Origin of the sequence: Pseudoalteromonas sp. SG43-7, assembly GCF_014164295.1 — a bacterium.
In the GTDB taxonomy this organism is placed as follows: Bacteria; Pseudomonadota; Gammaproteobacteria; order Enterobacterales; family Alteromonadaceae; genus Pseudoalteromonas; species Pseudoalteromonas rhizosphaerae.
In genome coordinates this window covers 121,507-137,000 of sequence record NZ_JACJEY010000009.1, presented here as the reverse complement: position 1 = coordinate 137,000, position 15,494 = coordinate 121,507, and the positions used below count along the sequence as shown (strand labels likewise).

The following is a 15,494-nucleotide window of genomic DNA, read 5'->3' as shown; positions in this document are numbered from 1 at the left end:
GCGAGTTTGCGAGTTTGCGAGTTTTATCAGAATGAATTTTTAAACGCGGTAGTCAAGTACTTCGTCTCTTTACTTGTAGTGGCTCATATCTGATCTGACACTTTTATTTGCTGGTTTAGATACCATCTGACAGGCCGCTTCAGACAATTTGCGGACGTTCAACTTGTCTTTTAAATTCGAGCCTGTCAGCGATAGCTGTTATTTTACCCATTTACGCTTTTTATTTCAGTATACCGAAGGGTCTTCCCCGTCCCACAACTTTAAATCAGCCAATATCTCAAAGGTTGCATAAGTAAAATCATTTACACTTAGTGACACCGAATTGCACATTCCAACAACAGACGTTTGGGTGTCTGGTCTTCGAATGTAGCTGGTGCCTGTTCCAACCCAACCACCGTTGTGGAAAAAATAGCGACCATCGGTATTTTGCCCATTGGCGTAGTACCATTTCCCCTCATCGCTCTCTGGCACATTCACATTTGGCTTATTCATTAGCGCAATTAACGCTTTAGGATCTTTGCCCAACTTAGGATCATTAAAGTGATTATCCCATATCAGCATGTCATCTATGGTGCTGAATAAGCCTCCATCACCAATTGTGTGTAAAGCAGTCAAATGATTGCGTTGTTTTCCTGCTTCAGGCGAACGGTATCCGGATGCTCGGTTAGGAATAATCTCTTCGGCGCTATCTGAAAAAAACGTATGATTCATACCAAGGGGCTTAAATATACGCTTATTGGTGAATTCGCGTATCGTCAATCCACTTATTCGTTCAACTAATTTTGCCAGAATGATATACCCGTGATTACTGTATTCCATAGTGGTATCAGGTTCATGTACAAGCGGAAAGTCTTTAATGACAGAATAGTACTCTGAATTTGATACGAACTGTTCACTCCCAATAAAAAAGCCGCTTAAGGAAGACTCACGAAGTGTACTTAGGTGATCTTCAAAATCGCCCAAACCGCTGAAATGTCCGAGTAGTGAGTTGATGGAGATCTTTTTTCCATATTCTTTTAATTCTGGCAAATGCTGGCGAATATCGTCAGTGAGCGCGATGGCGCCATCATCAGCTAACAGCAAAACAGCGAAAGCTGTAAATTGCTTTGATACCGACGCCATTCTGAATAACGATTGACTACTGAGCGGTATTTGGTGTTCAACATTAGCTAGTCCATAGCTCTTTTTGAATATAAACTCTCTGTTCTGAATTATACCTATAGAACATCCAGGCCCATCTGAGCTAATGCTCTTTTCGGCAATAGCGTCCATTCTTTTTTCTAAAAGCATTATCTGATTATTTTGTGCAACAGCTTTACCTGAATTTAGTAGTAGGCCAATAGTGAGCGCCTGAACTAATCTGTGCATGAGTTATCCCTATCTAATTGTTTTCGTGTAAAAACGTTTGCTTTCCATGTGAACTGATATGTGAGATAAATTAGCATTTCAGATTTTTCGTATCACACTATCAATGTTTTCAGCTGTATAACTGTACACTGTATTTGTATGATAGAGAATGCGAAATATCCGCTTCACGTACACAAGAGACTGTCAGATTTGATATAACTCTACCTGTGAAAGTGTCAGGTTAAATGGCGACTAATCCACTTTACTCCCACTAACATTACCTGTACTAGCTCAGACTTTACCCTCGCTAACTTTACCCTCGCTAACTTTTCGCCACAAAAAAAGCCGCTTAGTTTAACTAGGCGGCTTTGGAGGTTAGTCTCACTGTATTTGGGCGTGTCTCCAAACGAGTGAATACGTTACCAAGGAACTTTTTTTTTATTACGCTTAGATTGACTCTAAGGCAATTTTAACCATTTCATTGAAGGTGCTTTGACGCTCTTCACTTGGGGTTGCTTCACCAGTGATCACGTGGTCACTCACGGTAAATAATGCCATGGCTTTTGCGCCATATTCAGCAGCAACGCCGTATAAACCGGCTGTTTCCATATCTACCGCTAACATACCTAGTTTATCAAGTTCTTGATAAAAGCTGTTATCGGCTTGATAAAATGTGTCGGTGGTAAATACGTTACCCACTTTCGCTTTAATACCTAGCTCTTTTGCTGCATTAACGCCGTTTAATAGTAAATCAAAATCAGCAATTGCTGAGAAATCATAACCACGTACACGCGCACGGTTTACATTTGAATCTGTGCTTGCGCCTTGTGCAAAAATAACGTCACGAATTTTAATGTCGCTACCAATACCGCCACAGGTGCCGATACGAATTAGGTTTTTAACGCCGTAGCTGACGATTAATTCGCGTGCATAAATCGACATTGATGGAATGCCCATACCAGAACCCATAATGCTTACTGGTTTACCTTTATAAGTGCCAGTAAAACCATACATGTTACGAACGCCGGTTACTTTTACAGCATCATCAAGAAAATTTTCAGCAATGTATTGCGCACGTAATGGATCACCCGGCATTAATACCGTTTGTGCAAAATCGCCATTATTTGCGTCAATATGTGGAGTACTCATTATTCGTTTCCTTTTACTTTTAGCGCGTTAAGCTTATCAATAAAGCCATCGCCATATTCAAGTGCAGATAAGTTAAACCACTGGGCAAGTGTTTGACCTATGTCTGCAAAACTAGCACGTTCACCAAGCGGGGTATTTTCAAGCCCTACCTGATAAGCAAGTACAGGCACATATTCGCGGGTGTGCTCACTGCCCGGGAATGTTGGATCACAACCGTGATCCGCCGTAATAATTAGTACGTCGTCGGCTTTAAGCTGCTTAAGTATCGTTGGTAAGTAATCGTCCAACTGTTTAAGCGCTTTTGCATACCCAACAGGGTCGCGGCGATGACCAAATTTTTCATCAAAATCAACTAAGTTAGTAAATATCAAACTGTGATCTGGCGCTGATGCCATTACCTCAGTGGTTTTTGCTAACAAGTTTTGTAAGCCTGGGGCTTTGTGTTTTTGGGTGATCCCTTGATGTGCATAGATGTCAGATATCTTCCCTATACTAATCACTTCACCACCGTCATCGGCTAGTTTGTCTAGCAATGTTGGCGCTGGCGGTAACACTGAATAATCTCGACGATTGCCCGTTCTGGCAAAGTCTTGATTATTGGAACCCAAAAATGGCCGCGCAATCACTCGTCCTATGTTCATTTCATCAAGCAGCGCCCGTGTGATTTCGCAGACCTGATAAAGTTTTTCTAGACCGAAAGTTTGTTCATGCGCGGCTATTTGAAACACGCTATCAGCTGAGGTGTAACAGATTGGTTTACCTGTTTTTATGTGCTCTTCACCTAGCTGTTCTAAAATCGTAGTACCCGAGGCATGGCAATTACCTAAAATCCCCGGGATACCGGTACGAGCAATCAGCTCGTCAATTAACTGTTGTGGAAAACTCGGTTGTGTTTTAGGGAAATATCCCCAATCGAATAACACCGGTACACCGGCCATTTCCCAATGACCTGATGGGGTATCTTTACCGCTAGAAAGCTCTTTAGCGTAACCCCAAGCAGCAATCGGTGTTTGGCGGTCGCTAACAAGGCACGGTTCGTTGCCTGCAGCTTCACATGCATCAACTAAACCTAATAACGATAAATTAGGTAGTGATAGCCGTTCGCCGGTTTCTTCAAAGTATGCTTTAAGCAAATGTGCAAAAGTGTTTGCGCCCACGTCGCCAAACTTATCAGCGTCTGGTGCTGCACCTATGCCTAGGCTATCTGCCATTAATATAATTGCTCTTGCCATACTCACCTCGATTATCCAATGTAGCTACTTTATATTTTTGTGCTTTTTAACGTACAGGACATAAGTCCTGTTTCATAAAACCTAAACATTATAAATTTCACCCCTTAAAGCGAAGCAAGAGAGATTATTCGTGTCTTTTTTGCTATTGTGATCTACCAACAATGTATCCTTCTGTGTGGATGAGAACTTTAGTGACACGAACAATAATAGCCATTGCTGGCGCTTCTGCGTCTGGCAAATCTCTTTTTAGCCAAACAATTTACAATGAATTGGTAAATGAGCTTGAACCAGGCGCCATCGCCGTGATTGAAGAAGATGCGTACTATAAAGACCAATCGCATCTGCCGTTTGATCATCGTACGCAAACGAATTACGACCACCCTGATGCGTTTGAACATGAGTTAATGTGTAAGCATTTAACACAGTTACGTGATGGCGAAGCGGTAGAAGTACCTACCTATGATTATGCGCAGCATACTCGCAGTGACAAAACACGCACTGTGATGCCAGCAGAAATTCTCATAGTTGAAGGGATTTTATTGCTTAGTGATAAAGCGCTACGTAAAGAATTTGATATCAAAGTGTTTATTGATACACCGCTTGATATTTGCCTGATGCGCCGTATGCAACGTGATATGGAGCAACGAGGCAGAACATTACAGTCCGTTGTTGAACAATATCAAGCTACTGTGAGACCGATGTTTTATCAGTTTATTGAGCCTTCAAAGCACAAGGCTGATTTAGTGGTTACACGTGGTGGTATGAATCGTGTTGCGATTGATATAATTAAAAGTAAAATAAAATATTTACTGCAAAAATAACAACGGGAATAAGCAAAGATGACAACATTTATGAGCTTAGTCGGCATGTGTATGCTGCTAGGCATTGCATTTGCGGCTTCGACAAATCGCAAAGCAATTAGTTTTAGAACTGTCGGTATCGCTTTTGCCCTGCAATTTATAATTGGTGGTTTTGTCCTGTTTTCAGACGCAGGCAAAAATGCATTAGTTGGCATGTCAAAAGCCGTATCATCAGTGATCGGGTTTGCTAATGATGGGATCAGTTTTTTATTTGGACCGTTAGCAAATCAGGATACGTTAGGGTTTATTTTTGCTATTCAGGTATTGCCAGTTATTGTGTTTTTCTCAGCATTAGTTGCTGTGTTATATCACTTAGGCATTATGGATTGGATAATTAGAATATTAGGCGGTGGTTTACAAAAACTGTTGAAAACCTCACGCACTGAGTCGCTTTCAGCAACCGCAAACATTTTTGTTGGTCAAACTGAAGCGCCACTGATTGTTAAGCCGTTCATTGCAACGATGACTAAGTCAGAGTTATTTGCAGTAATGGTAGGTGGCTTAGCAACGGTAGCGGGCTCAGTAATGGCCGGTTACGTGATTATTGGTGTAGAGCTTAAATATTTAATTGCAGCCAGCTTTATGGCAGCGCCGGGTGGTTTCTTAATGGCCAAGATGATTGTGCCAGAGACCGAAACACCAAAAGATACTTTAGCTGATTTAGAGCTTGACGAAGACAAGCCGGTTAACGTAATTGATGCAGCAGCATCGGGTGCAGCAAACGGTATGCATTTAGCCTTGAATGTAGGCGCAATGTTACTGGCATTTGTAGCTTTAATTGCGCTTTTAAACGGTTTATTAGGTGGTATTGGTGGTTGGTTTGATTATCCAACCCTAACACTACAAGAAATTTTAGGTTATATATTTGCGCCGGTTGCCTGGTTACTAGGTGTACCGTGGAATGAAGCAATTATAGCTGGTAGCTTTATTGGTCAAAAATTAGTAGTAAACGAGTTTGTTGCTTATTTAGACTTTATGAATTATCGCGATACGTTAAGTGCGCACACACAAGCGATTGTCACATTCGCGTTATGTGGGTTTGCTAACTTATCATCGATAGCCATTTTACTAGGTGGATTAGGCGGTATGGCGCCTAGTCGGCGAAAGGATATCGCACGCTTAGGGCTCAGAGCAGTGTTAGCAGGATCTATGGCTAACCTTATGAGCGCCGCAATTGCAGGTTTTTTCCTCTCGCTAGCTTAGAAACTTTGAGATGAGCCTTGGTTGCAAAACAATAGGATAAGCCTTTAAGGGGTTAAAGACTTATCTTACTTGAACGATACTTCACAAAGGGCCTTTATGGCCCTTTTATCGTTTTTAATTCACTGTTTACTTTCATAATACTTTTCTTAGTTATTGCTATACTCAAAGTTCTATCGTCAAAAAGAGAAAATAAATGCGGCTATTTATTAATCTGCTACTTCTTTGTATCAGTGTCCATAGTACTGCAAATCAAAACTTAATGGTTGTGACCGAGTTGTCACCGCCGAATCAAGTTTTGCTGAATAATCAGGTAACTGGTTATAGCACTGAGTTAGTAAATATGATTATTTTAGAGGCTAAGCTCAATGCCCCAATCAACATGTACCCTTGGGCACGTGCTTATAAAATGGCGGTTAATAATAGCAACACCTTAATTTACAGTATGGCACGCACTACGGAGCGCGAAACACTGTTTCATTGGATTGGGCCAGTAGCACAGTTTGAAATGGGCTTTGTAAAACTCTCTGAGCGCAGTGATATTAACTTTGATAATACAGAGCAAGCCAAGCAATATAAAATTGCCGTACAGCGCCATGATCTTGCATCGCAAGTATTAGTAAAACGTGGTTTCGAAGTATTGCTGACCACTGATATTCAAAAGTCATATCAGTTACTACTGGCAAGAAAAGTTGATCTGGTAGTAGACGATGCTAATTATCTAGCTTCAATGAGTGAGCAGCTAGCGATCAATGCTAACGCACTGACGTTCGTACATGCCATAGAAGGACTGGCAGTAGCTGGTTACTTAGCTGCAAATATCAATACTGATGAAGATATTATAAAAGCACTGCAGCAGGCTTTTTTAAAGGTTAAAAGTACTGAAAAATACCGTCAATTAATAACAGCTCATTAACTAGCTATTGTACATAACGATGCCGATAAGCGTCAAAGTTATCCACCGCTTTAAGTTTTTCTAACTGCTCATTGAAGCGCTCAACTATCTCGATAGGCATCTCTTTATTAAAAACTAAATAATTACCCTGTAATGTATTTACTGGCAGCTCAACAAGTTTGACGACTTCTTTACCACCGTGACCAAATTGCTGTAGTTGGTAATCTAAGGCAAACTCTGAGCCGAGAATTAAATCGATTTTATTTTTAAAAAATAAGTTCATATACTCATAGTGATGAGCTACTTTTAATAAGTTTTTATCTTGTTGGAAACCAATACTCTCCACTAACCCCTCATAAATATTGCCTCTAACGACACCTAAGGTGTATGCACTAACTTGAGTAATATCAGTTGGATTAATGTGTTTGTTATCACGAAGTCGATAAAAAAATGTACGTGAAGAAACCAACGGGCCAACCCAGTAAAATAAATCTTCTCGCTCAGCACTGCGAGCGGTTGATACTAGCCCTGAGAGCTGATTTTTTTGCACTAAATCGTATGCCCTTGCCCAAGGCAACAGCTCAAATTTGCACTCCACTTGTGAAAGCTCACACAACGTACGCACAATATCTAAATTAATCCCTTGCAGCTGCCCTTTATTCGAAAAATTATAAGGGGGAAACTGTTCAGTAAAAATAGTAATTGTTGGCTTTGCAATGCAAGTAAATGTGAATCCAAGGCTAATTACTAGGATGAGTAATCGGTAGATAATCTATCTCGTTACAGAATAATAATAATAGATAAAGAATAGGAGGGGGAGCAAGTTACGTCAATTTTCAGACACAAAAAAGCAAGCCTAAGCTTGCTTTTTTTATTCTACCTAAAAGGTAAAATTATACAGCAGTGATGTTCTCTGCTTGTGGACCTTTTTGACCTTGTGAAAGAGTGAACTCTACACGTTGGCCTTCAGCTAAAGTTTTGAAACCTTCGCTTTTGATTGCTGAGAAATGTGCGAAAACGTCTGGGCCATTTTCTTGCTCGATGAAACCAAAACCTTTAGACTCGTTGAACCACTTAACTGTACCTGATACGATGTTAGACATTGTAATATCCTGATATAAAAATAAAATAATTGCTCTAATGAGCGGTGTAGCAAAAAATGAGATGGTACTTTAAAAACTTCAGGACGGTACTACAAGTATTACTTATACAACATCGAAATGGAGATTTATAGCTTTCATGCTTTCTTTCTAGCTGCAGCAAACTATACAGGGTTAATAAGTTATGTCAACCCCTTTATTAATTAATATATAAATACTCAGTCATGAGCCAACCTGTAGTAAATTCAAAACTAAAAAACAGCACGCAGCGGTAACATGCGTTTTTATAATGGCTTGTAAATACGACCAATAAAAAAGCCCTTGCAGCTAACTGCAAGGGCTTTTCTTAATCGTTACTAATATTATGATTAACGCTTACGGCGACGACCAAATATTGCTAATGGAGTAAGTAATAACATCAAGAAGCCTAGACTACCGCTACTTGATTTCGATTTGGGCTTTTCAACCACAGGTTCTGCTTCGTTGCTTACGGCAACCGTTACTTGCTCGGTAACCGATACGGTGCCATCACTGACCGCAACTTCGAACACGACTTCTTCGTCGCTTGTGATTGCGCCTGGAGTAAAGCTAAGTACCGCAGTATCTGCATTAGATAGTGTTGCGGTTGTGCCACTTACTTGTGTCCATGCATAAGTGAGTTCATCTGCATTTCTATCCGTGGCTACAGCATTTAAAGTACTGGTTACTGATTCCTTAATACCTAACTCACCGGTAACTGTTACTATAGGAGCTGCGTTATCACATGCGACTGCATCGCCAGCAATTACTGCTGAGAAGATTGGCGTTGTTACATTGTTAAATGTAAGGTTATCAATCCACCATCCTAAATCACCAACAGCGCCATCTGATGAAAGGCGAAAGCGTAGTTTTGCTCTATTACCATTGAGTTCACTACCAAAATTAATTGTTTCGTAGTTACCGTATACGTTATCCTGATTGATGTTGTTACCTGTAAACGTATCACGCTCTTGGATAGCTTGGGAGTCATTCTCAATTAACGGACCATCGTAACCACGATTAAATGTACCACCCATTTCAGTCACATCAACCCAGCTACCACCATTGACGCTAATTTCAACAACACCACCATCCCACTCGTTTTCAATACGATAAAAATGCCAGAATGACACCTCAAAGTCACCTGCAAAGCCAATATCAAATCCTTTAGTTTCTATCGCTACATCTGATTGGAAATCGTTGTTCTGCAAGAACATCGTTTGCTCACCAAGCTCAAAACCAAAGCTGTTGAAAAAGGCAACATTATCATCAGCTGCCATACTTTGTGTACCTTTAGCTAAATCACCACCGATCATTACATTTTCTTTTAGATCATATAATGATGCTCTCGCTACTTCCATGTTATCCATAGTTTGCGCGCCGACTGGCTGTTTTTCTTTAAAAGCCATGTTGACCGAATAAGTAACTTTTTCAGTGGCAGCTTCAACAATTTCATCGTCAGCAGATAACTCTGGGAATGATACTTCAATTTCTAAGTTTTCAGCTGTACCTGATTCATTTAAGGTAAACTTAAGGGGTGAACTCGTTGCAGTCGAAAATGGCATTGTGTCAGCAAATGTAACTAAACCATCATTTTCAAATGTCACATCATGATCACTGACCACAGTCAGTTGAGCTTGCGTACCAGTAAGCATTTTACTACCAGTATTTGTAATACTCACAGTTAATGTGGCCGTTTCACCTTTATCGACAATACCGTCATTTGAACAAAAGCCTAGCTCTGCACCATTGTAGTTTGCATCAATAGCCACATCTTTGAGGTTAAAGCTAGCCAGTTCCATCTTGTCAGATTCTACAACGCCCGTTAAATCTTCACTGAAACGATCTGGCGCTACAGCACCTAAACCCATGCCGCGTTTAGCAAATGCACCTAAAATAAGCTCATAATCTTTGGTATCAACAGCGTATGCCGCCGCTAATATCGCATCACGTGCTTCAGTATATAAAGGCGCAATTGGTGTTAATTTATAGCCTGCAACAAGGTAGTTAGCCATGCGATTTTGTGCTTCTTCAAAACCATGTTCATTGATTAATGCTACATAACTTTCCCAAAGCATAGTCGCCCAAATTTCACCCGCAGCATGTGGAGAGGCTACACTTGTTGGTGAAATGCCTACATCTGCACCTGCATTTTCAGTAATGTGACGGAATGAAAGCGGATTAACTTCTTTATTTGTAGAGTATGGTACACGACGAATACCATAGTAGAAGTCTTCAACAAACGTACCACTGCCGTATGCTTTTTGGAACTTGTCGTTACCTGTGATGTTGATGTCATCAGCTTTAGCAATAAACATCAGGGAGTGGAAATCACCCCAGCCTTCACCCATTGCACGGCCTTGGAAGTTAATTAGACCCGCAGAGTTACCAACTAAACGGTTACTAATATAGTGGCCCCATTCATGAGCAATAATACCGTTATCAAGTGTGCCATCTTTTAACTTGGCATTATTGAACATATTAACAGTAACTGTATTACCAGCACTTATAGAGTCATACATGAGATGACCATCAGCAAAGTTAAGACCCATATTAGGAATTAACACCGCATCATCTTCACCGCCCATAGCCGCAGGCTCATCAGTGTCTGGAACGTTGTTTACAACAATTGCGCCGATTGCTCCAACTTCTTGAGCATGTAAAACTTTTGCTGTGAAGTTGCACGAACCACGATCAATTAGGGCAATTTTTCCAGCTAACTCTGCGCCATTAGTTGCAGGCTCACAGCCATCGAAAACGCTACCTGAATCAGTGTCATTACCATCAACCAAACGTACAACTTCAGCTGTAACATCAGCAAATTGGAATTGCCCAAAGCCCGAGACTTTAGAAGACTCAAGAACTCCAATAGTTGCGTCAGAGGTTACAACCACACCAAAGTCTGTGCCTACTTTTGCATCTTTACTATTATACAAATACATTTGCATACGTGGACTTGCACCATCAGCTGGTGTTGCCATATTAGCATTATCTAAACCGCTATTATCTTGCGCTTGAGCCTCAATTGGATCCCCTTCAATGCCACCGCGCTCATAGTTAGAGAGCTGAGCTACATTCGAAGTTTCATCAAAACCATGATCATAGAAGAAGTCGTGCAAAAAGTTATTCATGTAGAATAAGTTTACAATTGCCGCTTTGCGATTGTCGTAACTGTTTGCGACTTGATCAACTTGATAGGGGTAATCAAATGTAAAATCTGAGGTTGTTTCAGCAGTGAAGTCACCTTCAGTGAAACCTTGTGGTGCTATAACGTCGGCATATGCAAATACGTTATTACCAGATGTAGTTGTAGCATCATCAGTAAGCCATGGATCCATGGTGCTTAACTTACTGTAATAAGAAAGGCTCACTATCGGTGCATCAAGGATTTCGGTTTCATCTGTTTGATCAGGACCGTCAGCAGGAATAACATCACCATGTGGGCCTTCCCATGGGTAACCATCTGCATCAGCCCAGACACGGTAGTTAAAATCAGCAGCATGCGCTTTCAGGTCTTTTTTGAAATATACTTTGCTGTTTTTTGCACCAATAACATAGCTGAAGTAGTCACTTTCTAAACTGTTCTTATCTGCGACTTCAACTTCAACATAATAAGCTGATTCAAGTTGACCATTAACCTCAAAGAATACTTTTTTAGCGCGCGGCTGGCCAACTACAACTTTATCACCACTTTGATTAGTTACAGTGTATTTAACGTAATCGCCTTGTTCAGTTGATTTTGTAAGGGATACATTAATATCTGCTAGCTTTTTAATCGCTTGTTTAATGCTCTGCTCAGCACCAACAAAATCAGCTAATGGTGCTAATGAACGTTTAGTATTTGCACTTGTGTTAGCAAAATAGCCTGATCCTGCCACCAAGTTATGTTCCTTATCCATGATAAGGTTATATTCACGATTAAAAACTTCTACGCCATGAACTTGTTGTTTATATTTAGCCGTTACAGAACCACTTTTTTGTTTAGATAAATCTGCAAGAACTGCGTTTGACGTCCCTTTTTTACTAGTACTGAAACCGGTTAAAGCATTTAAATAAAAATCTGCAGCGTATGCATTTCTTTGTTCAGGTAAAACAACTGACATATTAGGTTTTGCTTGACCAACGGCTTGCCAAAGAAACGTTGCCTTGCCAAGCTGAGCATCAAAAATTGAATCATGCCCCGATACTGTTCTACGTTCAGCTAATGCACGTTGCTGGGTTATTTGTGGATTAAATTGAACTTGAGAGCTGACGCTTGGCGCATTAAAAAATCGAGTTTGCTCAGTAGCTTGTACTTGAGTCGATGCCAAAATAGCCGTAACCATCGAAGCAACGGCCGTTACTTTAAATTGATACATTAATAATCCCCTGTTGTTATAATTTTAATTTGGTTAACATTCATAACCAAGAACAATGTACACTAATGATGTTAACCAAAGAAAGCCAAATGTAAACAAAGGTAAATGAGAGAATTTCAAATATGTCAAATAACTTTAAATTACAGCTAGTTATAATTGCAATTGCACTAATGAGTGGATGTAAAAAAAATGAAACGCTAACTGACAGTGCCGAAAATAGCATCAATGCTAGTAATGAAAAAGCTCAAGAAGTAGCTTTAAATACTTCACAAAAACTAAAGAATGTAGAAACAACACTTTCAGTTAGCAATTCAATTAATAATAACGGGGAAAAGATTAGCTATAAAACGGATAAATTGCTTAAAGGAACAACTGTCCATAATCACGCGACATCGGAGCAAGGAATTGTCACTGGAGCCGTGTTTATCACCTTGAAAAGCGATGATATTCCGCTAGCACTCAAAAGTACGTACAACACAAAAAAAATTACCAAGCACACCTATCAATTCCTAGTCGATAAAAATACCGACTTGAAATCAACAATAAGTGATTTAAAGCAATATACCGTTATTGATACTATTGAAATCGCAATTAATTATTCACCCATTGAGGAGCAGTTTTAATTACTCGACCACAAAGTCAAAATAGGTATTCGGGTAGGCTTGCGGCTGATAGGTAAAGTGCCACCACTCCATTGCGTAAGGCGAAAATCCAGCGGCCAACATGATATTTTTTAACTTATATCTGTTTGCTTGTTGGTCTTGAGTAATACGCGGATCATCGGTATTTGAGATGGTATCGAACATATCAAACAGTGAGCCCATATTTAGTGCTTTGCCTTGACTATCAGTCAAAGTTAAATCAATTGTTGAACCACGGCTGTGGCCTGATTTAGCTGCGATATAATCACCGAGTAACTGATCTTTTCCTAAATTAGGGTAATACGCTGCTTTGGTTTTTGTGTCAGTTGCGTCGTTAACCCAACGCACAAAGTGGTCAACGGCTCGTTGTGGTCGATAACAATCATAAATTTTAAAATTATAACCTGCTTGCTCCGCCTGAGAATGTGCTTTTACCAGCGCTGCAGCTGCCGTTTTATGCAATAAGCATTTAGGCGCGTTATAACCTTCGATTGGTTTACCAACAAAGTTTTGCCCACTAAAATAGCGAATATCAAATAATGCGGTCGGTATTAACGTTGCAACATCAACAAACTCACTACGATAGCTTTGAGCTGGGTCGGAATATGTAGCGTTAGCGTCATGGGCAATTGCTGCACTGCTTAAAGCATACACTCCAAGCAGTGACATTAGTTTAAAACTGATATTTAACAACATTGTAGTAGCTTATAACATTAAAAACAGGCTATTAATATTGCATAGTTAAAAGCCATTGCCAATAAATTATTCCTGCTCGACAAGTTCAGATTGGATAAACTGAGAATCATCAGATTGGATAAACTGAGAATCATCAGATTGGATAAACTGAGAATCAATAATACACCGATTACGACCCGTTTTTTTCGCTTTGTATAAAGTCTGATCCGCTTGTTTGAGTATCTCTTCAACACTCAATTGCATCAGTGGCCAGCCAGAAATACCTATTGATATGTTGATACTTCCTACTGGTTCGATGATTGTTTCTGATACACGCATACGTAATCGTTCCGCAAGTTGATAAGCTGATTTGGCGTTAATATTTGGTAATATAACAATAAACTCTTCTCCCCCCGTACGTGCAACAAAATCATTTTCACGGGTTACATCAACAATAATTGTAGCCAACGATTGCAAAACAATATCACCAATATCATGGCCAAACTCATCATTAACACGCTTAAAAAAATCAATATCGATAGCAAGCACAGTGAAGGGTGTTTGCTGTAAAGTTAATTGATCTAACATGAGCTCCAGGCTACGTCTGTTATGTAAGCCCGTAAGTGGATCTGTTTGTGCTTCATGCTGTAATAGACCAATCTGGTTTTGTAATAAGCCGACTCCTTTTAGCATAGCTAAACGCAGTTCAGAGCTTTCATAATACCAAGACCGCACTTGCTTTAACTGTTGCGAAGTTGACGGGTTATCAAGTGTTTTAGCCGTTTCTGCAAGTTGCCTTAACGGCTTTGAAATTAACCGAGCTAGCACCCAAATAAATATAAAGGTTGCCAACCCTACTGGCAGGGTTCGATATAAAACATTCATCATTAAATCGTCTAATGGCGCAAATGTAGCGTCTAATGGTCGTTGTGTGACAATGCCCCAAGAGGCACTTTTTAATGGTGCATAACCTGCCAGCATGACAATGTTTTGACTATTAATTAACTGCCTAGTGCCGCTTTCACCTCTTAGCACCGCTTCGATCACTGGATTGCCAAAAACTTGTTCACCGATCCGAGCAACATCAGGGTGATAAAGTAAGCGCCTATTCTTATCAATAACATAGATATATGAGCCGTCTTTATGAAAATGTACTTGCAGTAAGTCGTGTAAAATCCCTTTTTGTTTTAGATATAATGTCCCTCCTATGTAGCCAAGGTATTCACCTTGAGAGTTAAATATCGGATGCGAAATAACTATCACGAGGTTCCCTACCGCAGAAATATAAGGCTCACTGATCATTGGCTTTTTATTCGCTAGTGCTTGTTTTGCACCATCACTTTCTAAAAGTTGACCTTTTAGCTTTAGACTCAATGGTGAATGGGCTAATACCACACCATTTTTGTCAACGACAACCGTTGAGTTAAAGCTATCAGTTTGCAACCTAAGTCGCTGCGCCTCTTGCGCAAGAGTGTTTGCATCATTAAATTGGATTGCAAGAATTTTTGCTGAATAAGCGAGTTGCTGCTGAGCAGCCAGTAGAAACCGGTCAGTGGCAGAGACAAGTTTAGCGGCATACGCATTATGGTTTTTTAAGGTTTGCGATTGTAGCTGCTGTTTTTGTACTTGGTAGCTGGAATAAAAGCCATTTAGAAAGGTGATCACAGTCACTGAAATAGCTAAAAATAAGATTAACTTTTTTAAATCAAGATTGATATTAACACGGTCTAGCAAAATACTTACTTCTCTATGCTGGCCTTGTATTTCCTTGGCAATTATACTAACGATAAATGATAGCAAATAGCTCCCATACGATCCAGCTAAAAGCTCGTAAAGTACTTATTTCTGTTGTTCCCAACGGCTAATAATTTATCTCTATGCAATTTTTAGACCGCGCTCAGCTTGGCTCTCGCGACATAAAAATTTTAAATTCAAATACTTGTAATATTATTTGAATTTTCACTACATGCCAGTTGAACTTATGCAACAATTTGTTGCTGAGCTTGCGCTAAGCGATTG

At 40.0% G+C, this 15,494-nt stretch carries 12 protein-coding genes; 4 read left to right on the top strand and 8 right to left on the bottom strand.

All coding sequences use genetic code 11. The features are described 5' to 3' along the window. Positions 1-225: 225 nt before the first annotated feature. The 3 genes from H5200_RS06220 to H5200_RS06210 form a co-directional block, all read right to left on the bottom strand. Positions 226-1,368 (bottom strand): serine hydrolase, encoded by a 1,143-nt coding sequence (locus H5200_RS06220; RefSeq protein ID WP_182761161.1) that lies wholly within the window; start codon positions 1,366-1,368, stop codon positions 226-228. A 426-nt stretch (positions 1,369-1,794) separates the two neighbouring features. Next, on the bottom strand, positions 1,795-2,496 hold the full coding sequence (gene deoD / locus H5200_RS06215) for a purine-nucleoside phosphorylase (protein WP_145238795.1): 702 nt from the start codon (positions 2,494-2,496) through the stop codon (positions 1,795-1,797). After that, complete coding sequence (locus tag H5200_RS06210) at positions 2,496-3,728, bottom strand: phosphopentomutase (RefSeq protein WP_182761160.1); 1,233 nt, start codon at positions 3,726-3,728, stop codon at positions 2,496-2,498. Before H5200_RS06210 ends, deoD begins: the two co-directional genes overlap by 1 nt. Positions 3,729-3,919: 191 nt before the next feature. Here H5200_RS06210 and udk point away from each other — a divergent pair, with 191 nt between their 5' ends. The 3 genes from udk (at position 3,920) to H5200_RS06195 (ending at position 6,704) form a co-directional block, all read left to right on the top strand. Continuing rightward, on the top strand, positions 3,920-4,549 hold the full coding sequence (gene udk, locus H5200_RS06205) for a uridine kinase (protein WP_145238801.1): 630 nt from the start codon (positions 3,920-3,922) through the stop codon (positions 4,547-4,549). An 18-nt stretch (positions 4,550-4,567) separates the two neighbouring features. Next, the gene (locus tag H5200_RS06200) at positions 4,568-5,791 is read left to right on the top strand and encodes a NupC/NupG family nucleoside CNT transporter (RefSeq protein WP_182731970.1); all 1,224 of its coding nucleotides are present in this window, start codon (positions 4,568-4,570) and stop codon (positions 5,789-5,791) included. A 193-nt stretch (positions 5,792-5,984) separates the two neighbouring features. Continuing rightward, the gene (locus H5200_RS06195) at positions 5,985-6,704 is read left to right on the top strand and encodes an ABC transporter substrate-binding protein (RefSeq protein ID WP_182717344.1); all 720 of its coding nucleotides are present in this window, start codon (positions 5,985-5,987) and stop codon (positions 6,702-6,704) included. Positions 6,705-6,708: 4 nt separating this feature from the next. On the opposite strand, the gene H5200_RS06190 is transcribed toward H5200_RS06195, so the two are convergent. The 3 genes from H5200_RS06190 to H5200_RS06180 all read right to left on the bottom strand — a co-directional run bounded on the left by H5200_RS06190 (position 6,709) and on the right by H5200_RS06180 (position 12,159). Then, positions 6,709-7,380, bottom strand: coding sequence for a transporter substrate-binding domain-containing protein (locus tag H5200_RS06190; RefSeq protein ID WP_310737043.1), 672 nt, complete (start codon positions 7,378-7,380; stop codon positions 6,709-6,711). Between the two features lie 196 nt (positions 7,381-7,576). Next, positions 7,577-7,786 (bottom strand): cold-shock protein, encoded by a 210-nt coding sequence (locus H5200_RS06185; RefSeq protein ID WP_058559473.1) that lies wholly within the window; start codon positions 7,784-7,786, stop codon positions 7,577-7,579. A 365-nt stretch (positions 7,787-8,151) separates the two neighbouring features. Beyond that, the gene (locus H5200_RS06180; RefSeq protein WP_182717343.1) at positions 8,152-12,159 is read right to left on the bottom strand and encodes a rhombosortase-dependent M36 family metallopeptidase; all 4,008 of its coding nucleotides are present in this window, start codon (positions 12,157-12,159) and stop codon (positions 8,152-8,154) included. Positions 12,160-12,281: 122 nt separating this feature from the next. Here H5200_RS06180 and H5200_RS06175 point away from each other — a divergent pair, with 122 nt between their 5' ends. Continuing rightward, positions 12,282-12,782, top strand: a complete 501-nt coding sequence (locus tag H5200_RS06175) for a hypothetical protein (protein WP_182761159.1) — start codon at positions 12,282-12,284, stop codon at positions 12,780-12,782. On the opposite strand, the gene H5200_RS06170 is transcribed toward H5200_RS06175, so the two are convergent. Together H5200_RS06170 and H5200_RS06165 are read right to left on the bottom strand one after the other, a co-directional pair. Further along, complete coding sequence (locus H5200_RS06170) at positions 12,783-13,496, bottom strand: M15 family metallopeptidase (RefSeq protein WP_182717341.1); 714 nt, start codon at positions 13,494-13,496, stop codon at positions 12,783-12,785. Positions 13,497-13,562: 66 nt separating this feature from the next. Beyond that, positions 13,563-15,275 (bottom strand): sensor domain-containing diguanylate cyclase, encoded by a 1,713-nt coding sequence (locus tag H5200_RS06165; RefSeq protein ID WP_259399180.1) that lies wholly within the window; start codon positions 15,273-15,275, stop codon positions 13,563-13,565. Positions 15,276-15,494 lie beyond the last annotated feature (219 nt).

Bases quoted from the DNA above. Each gene is read 5' to 3' on its own strand.
- H5200_RS06220 (WP_182761161.1), bottom strand. From the start codon at position 1,368: ATGCACAGATTAGTTCAGGCGCTCACTATTGGCCTACTACTAAATTCA.
- deoD (WP_145238795.1), bottom strand. From the start codon at position 2,496: ATGAGTACTCCACATATTGACGCAAATAATGGCGATTTTGCACAAACG.
- H5200_RS06210 (WP_182761160.1), bottom strand. From the start codon at position 3,728: ATGGCAAGAGCAATTATATTAATGGCAGATAGCCTAGGCATAGGTGCA.
- H5200_RS06200 (WP_182731970.1), top strand. From the start codon at position 4,568: ATGACAACATTTATGAGCTTAGTCGGCATGTGTATGCTGCTAGGCATT.
- H5200_RS06195 (WP_182717344.1), top strand. From the start codon at position 5,985: ATGCGGCTATTTATTAATCTGCTACTTCTTTGTATCAGTGTCCATAGT.
- H5200_RS06185 (WP_058559473.1), bottom strand. From the start codon at position 7,786: ATGTCTAACATCGTATCAGGTACAGTTAAGTGGTTCAACGAGTCTAAA.
- H5200_RS06180 (WP_182717343.1), bottom strand. From the start codon at position 12,159: ATGTATCAATTTAAAGTAACGGCCGTTGCTTCGATGGTTACGGCTATT.
- H5200_RS06175 (WP_182761159.1), top strand. From the start codon at position 12,282: ATGTCAAATAACTTTAAATTACAGCTAGTTATAATTGCAATTGCACTA.
- H5200_RS06170 (WP_182717341.1), bottom strand. From the start codon at position 13,496: ATGTTGTTAAATATCAGTTTTAAACTAATGTCACTGCTTGGAGTGTAT.